Raw genomic sequence first — 8,307 nt, forward strand, 5'->3', positions numbered from 1 at the left:
TGAACGTGCTGAGTGCCCTGATCGAGGAAAACCCCACCAAAGCCCAGAAGTTTACCGGTTCCCTTTCCAAAGTATATCGCTATGTACTTGAGCAGAAAGATAAGGAGCTGGTGAGCCTGAAGGAAGAACTGAAATTTTGCAGGGTGTATATGAAGCTTCTGCATATGCGATTTGAAAACAGTATCCATTTTGAGATCGATGAGAATTTCACTTCTGAAGAAGCAAAGATCGTCCCCCTCTCCCTTCAACTATTGCTGGAAAACGCCATAAAACATAATATCGCCAGTGAAAGCAGACCCTTAATTATAAAAATCTACGAGGAGCAGGGGCACCTGATCGTTGAGAATAACCTGCAAAAAAAGGAGACCCTCCACCAACGTGAAGGGGTGGGTCTTGAGAACATAATCAACCGCTACGGCCTGGTGACGCGAAGAAAAGTATTTATTGAAAAAGACCGGAACACTTTTAAAGTAAAATTACCAATATTAACCAAACAATTGTCAATTATGGAAAACGATGAAATGCAACATGAGAACGCCTATTTCAAAGCAAAAGAAAGGGTAAAAGAGATTAAGGAGTTTTACTCTAACCTGGTATCGTATATGGTTGTAATTCCATTCCTTATCTTTATTAATTATTACACCTACTGGGAGTTTAAATGGTTCTGGTTTCCGCTCTTCGGCTGGGGTCTGGGCCTTACTATTCACGGCTTTTCCGTTTTCGGTTATGGTGCTGCCTGGCAGGAACGAAAGATCCGGGAGATTATGGAAAAAGAATCACAAAATAAAACCTGGAACTAATGGAAATCAATAAAAACAGCCTGCAGTACAAAAATGCCCAAAAGAGAGTGAAGGACATCAAGGGCTTTTATGTTCATCTTTTGGTATACCTCTTTATCAATATCGCCATTTTTATTGTTAGCACTCGGGATGAGGGCTTCATAAATGGCCTGAGTGATATCTGGAATTACAGTACTGCCTTCTTCTGGGGGATAGGTTTGTTCGCACACTGGGCAAGTGTTTTTGGTCCTAATGTGCTCCTCGGAAAAGACTGGGAAGAGCGCAAGATCAAGGAATTGATGGATAAGGAAAAAAATAAAACCTGGGAGTAACCTGAAAAATAAAACCCTGATTAAAAGCCTCCGGATAAGGCAGGGTTCCGGGTTTAAATTAAACAGATGAAAGTAATAATTATTGAAGACGAAAAACCCTCCGCGCGCCGACTCCAGCGCCTTTTAGAAAAGGAAGGTATCTCAGTTATAGCTACATTAACTTCTGTGGAAGAAGGGGTTCAATGGTTCCGGCAGAACCCTCACCCCGACCTTATTCTGCTGGACATACAGTTGAGTGACGGACTTTCCTTTGAGATCTTTGAGGAAGTTGAGATAAATAGTGCTATTATTTTCACCACCGCCTATGACGAATATGCTTTAAAGGCTTTTAAACTGAATAGTATAGATTATCTTTTAAAACCTATTGACGAGGAGGAACTCGAGACAGCCCTAACGAAATTCAGGACCACTCATTCCGGGGCCGATCAGTTAAAGCTGGAAGAGATCAAAGCCCTGCTCAGCGGTTCAGATAATTATAAAAAACGCTTTACTATAAGTGTAGGCCAGCACCTTAAAATTATAAACACCGAAGACATTGCTTGCTTTTATTCTGAAAACAAAGCCACCTACCTTCACACCCGGGAAAACAGGTCTTATCTGATAGACCAAAGCCTGGAAAAGCTGGAACCCCTGCTCAACCCGAAAGACTTCTACAGGGTCAACCGAAAATTCATCATCAACCTCAAATGCATCGAGGATATCATTTCCCACACCAACCAACGCTTCATAGTAAAGTTGAAAAATTTCAATTCTGAAAAGATCATCGTTAGCCGGGAACGGGTTAAAGGCTTTAAAGACTGGTTAAAATAAGCCCACCTTACCACCAAATTGAAATCCTCAATTCAACTGCAAGCCTCATATTGAGCTTAACGGCATGATTCCCCACGCCCGTGTTCTGAAACTCCGAAGTTTAGAGCTTAGCTATTCTACCATTACTATCACCAGTCTTGTAGAAAGCGTAACCGATAAGGTTTTTGGGGTGATCTACCCACCACAGGTGGCCGTAATAGGCTTCGATAGTATAACTTACCAGCCACTGGTACATGAAGGGATGCTGGCAATACGCCCCATGCTTCAGGTCATTCTTGCCGGAGATCAAAGGACGTAGTGTGTAGTACCATTGGAATAGGCTCGTCAATTAATTCTGGAACAGCTGTAAAAAGTTTATACGTACTTCCCTTCACCAATCATCACCCCTGCAATCCTCCTACGCGCATCTTTAACATCAAACTTATAGGGTTTGGTGAAGCGTTTCAGCCCCATAAGAAGAAATGACCGCTCCTCTCCCTTAGCAAAACTGAGGATGGCTTCCTGACCTGCCCGCCTGACTTTTTCTACAGACTCATACAAGAAGACATGACTGATGTCGACTATATGTTGCAGACCTGTTTCTTCCGGCTTGGTTCTATGCTTTTCAGCTTTGATCAAGACGGCTTCCAGAAGATATACCTGAATGATCATATCCGAAATATGCATCAGTACCTCCTGCTCTTCCTTAATCTTTTTTCCCAGATTTCGCGTTGCTGCTCCGGCGATGATAAGGGTTGCTTTTTTAAGCTTTTCCAGAGTGCCAATGGCTGCCTCTGGGCTATCTCCGGCCAGATTCTTTTCAGCCGGAATAGATGTGAGTTCCTGTTGAACCTGCTCTATAGCCGGTAGCAGCTCCAGGTCTCCGGATAGTGCTTTTTTCAATAGCATATCGACGATCAGCATTCGGTTGATCTCGTTGGTACCCTCATAGATACGCGTAATGCGGGCATTGCGGTAAAGCCTGGCCATGGGCGCATCTTCAGAAAAGCCCATCCCTCCAAATATCTGTACCCCCTCATCTACCACCAGGTCAAGGCATTCTGAACCAAAGACTTTCAGGATAGCACACTCGATCCCGTAAGCAGAAACTGCCGCAATCTCCGACATCTCTGCGGAAACCCCGCTGGCTTCAAGGCTTGCCGTCTTTTCATCTATTAATTGTCCCGTGCGATAGGTGGCTGCCTCCAGGGCGAAAATCCTTACTGCCATTTGTGCCAGCTTATGCTGAATGGCTCCGAAACTGCTAATAGAACTCCCGAATTGCTTCCGCTCCAGGGCATATTCCACAGCGAGATTAAACGCCCTTTTTGAGGTGCCAATTGCACCTGCTCCCAATTTTATACGTCCGGTATTCAGCACATTCAGGGCTATCTTAAATCCTTCCTCCCGATTTCCCAGCATATTTTCTAAGGGTAGCCGGGTGTCATTGAAGAATACTTGCCGCGTGGAGGAGGCTTTGATCCCCATCTTGCGCTCTTCCTCGCCCAGGCTAATGCCTCCAAACTCCTTCTCCACAATAAAAGCAGAAAGATTCCTGTCATTCTCCACTTTGGCGAATACGATAAAAATATCGGCAAAGCCCGCATTGGTGATCCACATTTTTTGTCCGTTGAGCAAATAAGCGGCTCCATCTTCCACCGGGGTGGCCCTGGTCTTTCCCGAGTTGGCATCAGATCCCGAGTCCGGTTCGGTTAAGCAGTAACAGCTCTTCCACTCTCCGCTTACCAGTTTTGGAAGATACCGCTGCTTTTGAGCTTCGGAACCGTAAAATAGGATGGGTGCAATACCTATGCTGGTTTGGACTCCAAAGGTTGGAGAGAATTCTGATACCTGGCCCACCTCTTCTACCACCTTTAAACTGGTTGTAAAAGAAACCGGCATGCCTCCGTATACTTCAGGAATGCCCAGGCCCAAGAGTCCCAGTTCCCCGGCTTTTTCCAGCAGGGCAACCGAACGACTATGCTCCTTCTGGTGCTCCATCTCCTCTGCCAGGGGGTGAACTTCACGCTGAACAAATTCTTTTACACTGCCTATAACCATTTTTTCTTCTTCAGAAAAAAGGGGGCTGGTAAAATTATTCCCTGCGGCGGGCTGGATCAAAAAAGCGCCGCCGGTATTTAGTTTTCGGGTCTCTTGTGGTGTTTTCATAATTGGTTAGTTTAGTTTTCCGAATTCTCTCGGAAGTATATTTACAGGTTTATCATAAACTTATTTTCTTTCTATAACTCTATTAGCTTACCCAGACTGATATCTTTACTGAGGTGTGGATAATGTCGCTGAAGTTCCCTCATAAAAAAATCATAAGGAATATCCTCAAACCGACCGTAATCATGCAAGTATTCCATGAACTTCGCACCATCACGGTCATATTCCTGAAATATTGCGTCTTCTTCTACATTAAAATCCAGCGGTGCTACATTTAGGTGTTCGCATAGTTCTTTATTGAAGACGGGGGTAGATTTTATCCATCTGCCGTTAACATAGACTTCAGCAAACCCATGAAACACCAATACATTGGTCTGGAGTACTGCTTCGAGCCTGGCAGTACCAATATGATTACGAACATTGGCAAAGCCCATGCGAGCCGGCACCCCTATCACCCTCGCAGCCGTAGCAAAAAGGCAGCTTTTCTCAACACAATAGCCGTAATTCCTACCGGTAAGGTGGCTAGCTCTCATGGCTTCCCGCGAAAAATCGAGTCGGTAAGGATCATATCTGAAACCATCCCTCACAGCATAATACAGTGCTGCCAGCTTTTTCTCTGGTGTCATGAGTCCGGCGGTATTCTCCTCCACGAACTCCCTCACCGCCGGATGATCGGAATCCAGAAATTCAGTGGGATTAAGATAATTCTCAAAAGATATATTTTTCATACAGGTTCCTGAATTCTTTTTATTGTAATTGAACATTATGTTCCTACTTATCTAATTTACATATTTATACAGCTACAATTAGGCATTTATGCCTAACAAATGTAAATATTATTATCGACTTTATAGGCCCTTATGCCTATTTTTAAATTCTTAATATTGCAGGATGAAATCTGAATTATGAAAACAAGGGATAAAATATTAGCTACGGCCTTGCAACTCTTTAACGAAAAGGGCATTTCAGAGGTTTCCAGCAAAAACATTGCGGAAGAGATGGGAATTAGCTATGGTAACCTGTGCTACCACTTCCCTAAGAAGGATGACATTGTCCTTCAGTTATATCTCAACATGCAGGAGGAGCTGGACATTCAATTCCGCAACATTCGTGAAGAAGTAGTAAACCTGGAGTTCATGTTGAGTCGGTTAAAACTGCTTTTCGAGGAGATCTACCGGTATAAATTTATCTATTTGGGGATTACCAAAGTGATGCGACATTTTGACCATATCAAGCAACATGCACGCCGACAATTCGATCAACGCTGGGAAACTCTGGACACACTTGCTGAATTTCTGGTAGATAAGGGCTACATGAAAGCCTTTAAAAACGACCGGCAAAAAGATTTACTTATACACTCTTTGCTTATGGTTTCCAATTCCTGGATCTCAGATGCTGAACTCTTCTTCAAGGGCAAAGAATCTGAAAAAGTAGAATACTACATGCAATTGTTTTTTAACCTGGTGCTTCCTACCCTTACCGAAAAAGGAAAGGAAGGCTTTAAAAAGGTTTATAGGGAATTGTGATGTTGATCTGGTCGTAACCAGTGATAAAAAAAAGCCTTTTAGCTATTGACTTTTGGAACCCTGCAATAGTGTTAAGGGAAGCCTGGAGCGAATCCCCGATACCAATAAAATCAAGAAAGAATTAAGCAGAAAAAATATTGCCCCCAGAAACTATAACCCTACTTATAATTTATGACCCCGGGAGCAATTAGTTAATAATTACAGCTATAATTTTTTCTAATATTCCCCAAAACTAAAATTTACGTCTAGGCTATAAACCGCGAATTAGTAAACGTATGGATTTGGAAAGTTAAAGTTATATATTCAGTTTAAGGATAACTGCAGAGCCCTGGTTTTTAGCTGATTTTATTTGTACAGCTTCTTCCACATCGTAGCCAAGCAAGCTTAATCGCTCTTTTACCAATTTTAGGCCATTGGAATTGTGTGAAGTTTACTGTGTGAAGTTTCGGAAAATCTCACGCCGATGTCTTCAATCCTGCATTTCAATACATCCTTAGAAAATCTTTTAAAGCTTAGCCTTAAGGATGGCTCTTTGACGTTTCCCGGAAAAACATGCACAAATACATTTTCCACAAAGGTTTGCAGGATCATGCTGGGGATCTCCGCTTCATAAACATCAATCTCGGGATTCACCACAATTTCAACCCTTATCGCATTATTAAAGCGGGTATTCTCAATCCTGATATAAGGTTTCAGGTATTCAATTTCCTCGCTCAGCAATATACTGGGGCGGGTACACTGATCCGGATTGAGCCTGTTCAATTTGGCGAAATCTCCTAAAAACCGGCTGGCCTTATCAATATTGCTATCCATGATATAATACTCCATTCTTCCCCAATAGTTTTTATCTAAACACCATAGCTACAAAGTATAAAAACACAAAAGCAATAAGAAAAAATTATAGTACTTTTAGATTATAAACCGCTAAAACTTTGAATTATGGATAAAAATGATCAATCCAACCACTCCGATAACCACAAAGTCTGGGAAGTAAATGAATCCAGCCGATGTCCCTTTATGGGCGGTGCTGTAGAAAAGACCGCCGGAACGGGAACCAACAACCGAGATTGGTGGCCAGATATGTTGAACCTTCACATTTTGAGACAACACTCTAACCTATCTAACCCAATGGGGGAAGATTTTGATTATGCTAAAGAATTTAAAAGTCTGGACCTTGCTGCTGTAAAGAAAGACCTTAACGAACTTATGACCGACAGCCAGGACTGGTGGCCGGCAGATTATGGGCACTATGGTCCTTTCTTTATACGTATGGCCTGGCACAGCGCCGGAACCTACCGGATAGGTGACGGGCGTGGGGGCGCAGGCTCCGGTTCTCAGCGGTTCGCACCCTTAAACTCCTGGCCCGATAACGCCAACCTGGATAAGGCCCGCCTACTCCTGTGGCCCATTAAACAGAAATACGGAAGAAAAATTTCCTGGGCCGATCTGATGATTCTGGCCGGAAATGTAGCCCTGGAATCTATGGGGCTTGAAACCTTTGGTTTTGCCGGGGGCCGCGAAGACATCTGGGAACCGGAAGAGGACATCTACTGGGGCTCGGAAGGCGAATGGCTTGGCAACAAGGAACGCTATCAAAAAGAGAACCTGGAAGATCCCCTGGGGGCTTCCCATATGGGGCTCATCTACGTGAATCCAGAAGGCCCCAACGGAAACCCTGATCCTGTAGCCGCGGCAACAGATATCCGGGAGACCTTCGGAAGGATGGCGATGAACGATTATGAAACTGTAGCCCTGATCGCCGGAGGCCACACCTTCGGAAAAACCCATGGGGCAGCAGATGCCGAAAAATATGTGGGTGCCGAACCCGCAGGAGCCGATATCACCGAAATGGGCCTGGGGTGGAAAAACAGCTTCGGAAAAGGAAACGCACAATATACTATCACCAGTGGAATTGAAGGTGCCTGGACTCAAAAACCAACCCAATGGTCCAACCTTTTCCTCGATAACCTCTTCGGCTTTGAATGGGAATGCCATAAAGGCCCGGGTGGAGCATGGCAGTGGAAACCAAAAAACAATGCCGGAGAAGGCACGGTACCCGATGCCCATGATCCTTCAGTGAAACACGCTCCTTTTATGCTCACTACAGACCTCTCCTTAAAGGAGGACCCTGAGTATAGAAAGATCTCCAAGCATTTCCACGAAAATCCGCAGGAATTTAAGGAGGCTTTCTCTAAGGCCTGGTACAAATTAACCCACAGGGATATGGGGCCAATTTCCCGTTACCTGGGGCCTGAAGTTCCTTCTGAAGAACTTATCTGGCAGGATCCTATTCCGCAGCCGGATCACGAATTGGTGAACGATAATGATATTTCAGGGCTTAAGCAAAAGATTCTCAACTCAGGTCTATCGATATCAGAACTGGTATCTACCGCCTGGGCCTCGGCCTCTACTTTCCGCGGCTCGGATAAGCGCGGGGGCGCCAATGGAGCCAGAATCCGTTTTGCTCCACAAAGACATTGGGAAGTGAACAACCCGCCGCAGCTGCAGAAGGTTATTAGAAAATTAGAAGAAATTCAGAAAGATTTTAACCAAGCGCAGTCCGGCAACAAAAAAGTATCCCTGGCCGATCTTATCGTGCTGGGCGGCGGCGCGGCTATAGAAAAAGCTGCCCGTGATGCGGGACATGAAATAAACGTAGCTTTTAGTGCGGCTCGTGGGGATGCTTTGGAAGAACAAACCGATGCAGAGGCCTTT

Annotated in this window: 9 protein-coding genes; 6 read left to right on the plus strand and 3 right to left on the minus strand. The window is 44.4% G+C overall.

Features of this window, described 5'->3' with window-relative positions; all coding sequences use genetic code 11:
* The 4 genes from VIM94_RS04835 to VIM94_RS04850 form a co-directional block, all read left to right on the plus strand.
* Positions 1-800: 2TM domain-containing protein (locus VIM94_RS04835; protein WP_332038159.1), on the plus strand; the 800-nt coding region annotated here is incomplete at its 5' end.
* Positions 800-1,111, plus strand: a complete 312-nt coding sequence (locus VIM94_RS04840; RefSeq protein WP_332038160.1) for a 2TM domain-containing protein — start codon at positions 800-802, stop codon at positions 1,109-1,111. The genes VIM94_RS04835 and VIM94_RS04840, both read left to right, overlap by 1 nt.
* A 66-nt stretch (positions 1,112-1,177) precedes the next feature.
* Positions 1,178-1,921 (plus strand): LytTR family DNA-binding domain-containing protein, encoded by a 744-nt coding sequence (locus tag VIM94_RS04845; RefSeq protein ID WP_332038161.1) that lies wholly within the window; start codon positions 1,178-1,180, stop codon positions 1,919-1,921.
* A gap of 64 nt (positions 1,922-1,985) precedes the next feature.
* On the plus strand, positions 1,986-2,219 hold the full coding sequence (locus VIM94_RS04850; protein WP_332038162.1) for a 2-oxo acid dehydrogenase subunit E2: 234 nt from the start codon (positions 1,986-1,988) through the stop codon (positions 2,217-2,219).
* 56 nt (positions 2,220-2,275) lie between these two features.
* On the opposite strand, the gene VIM94_RS04855 is transcribed toward VIM94_RS04850, so the two are convergent.
* Together VIM94_RS04855 and VIM94_RS04860 are read right to left on the minus strand one after the other, a co-directional pair.
* On the minus strand, positions 2,276-4,069 hold the full coding sequence (locus tag VIM94_RS04855; RefSeq protein ID WP_332038163.1) for an acyl-CoA dehydrogenase family protein: 1,794 nt from the start codon (positions 4,067-4,069) through the stop codon (positions 2,276-2,278).
* Between the two features lie 71 nt (positions 4,070-4,140).
* The gene (locus tag VIM94_RS04860) at positions 4,141-4,794 is read right to left on the minus strand and encodes a transglutaminase-like domain-containing protein (RefSeq protein WP_332038164.1); all 654 of its coding nucleotides are present in this window, start codon (positions 4,792-4,794) and stop codon (positions 4,141-4,143) included.
* 177 nt (positions 4,795-4,971) lie between these two features.
* On the opposite strand from VIM94_RS04860, the gene VIM94_RS04865 reads away from it, so the two are divergent.
* Entirely contained in the window at positions 4,972-5,592 is a 621-nt protein-coding gene (locus VIM94_RS04865) for a TetR/AcrR family transcriptional regulator (RefSeq protein WP_332038165.1), read from the plus strand.
* A 405-nt stretch (positions 5,593-5,997) separates the two neighbouring features.
* Here VIM94_RS04865 and VIM94_RS04870 read toward each other — a convergent pair whose 3' ends face one another.
* Positions 5,998-6,420 (minus strand): histidine kinase, encoded by a 423-nt coding sequence (locus tag VIM94_RS04870; protein ID WP_332038166.1) that lies wholly within the window; start codon positions 6,418-6,420, stop codon positions 5,998-6,000.
* A gap of 111 nt (positions 6,421-6,531) precedes the next feature.
* On the opposite strand from VIM94_RS04870, the gene katG reads away from it, so the two are divergent.
* A partial coding sequence (gene katG / locus VIM94_RS04875) for a catalase/peroxidase HPI (protein WP_332038167.1) occupies positions 6,532-8,307 on the plus strand: 1,776 nt, incomplete at its 3' end.

Origin of the sequence: Salegentibacter sp., assembly GCF_036568425.1 — a bacterium.
Classification (GTDB): Bacteria; Bacteroidota; Bacteroidia; order Flavobacteriales; family Flavobacteriaceae; genus Salegentibacter.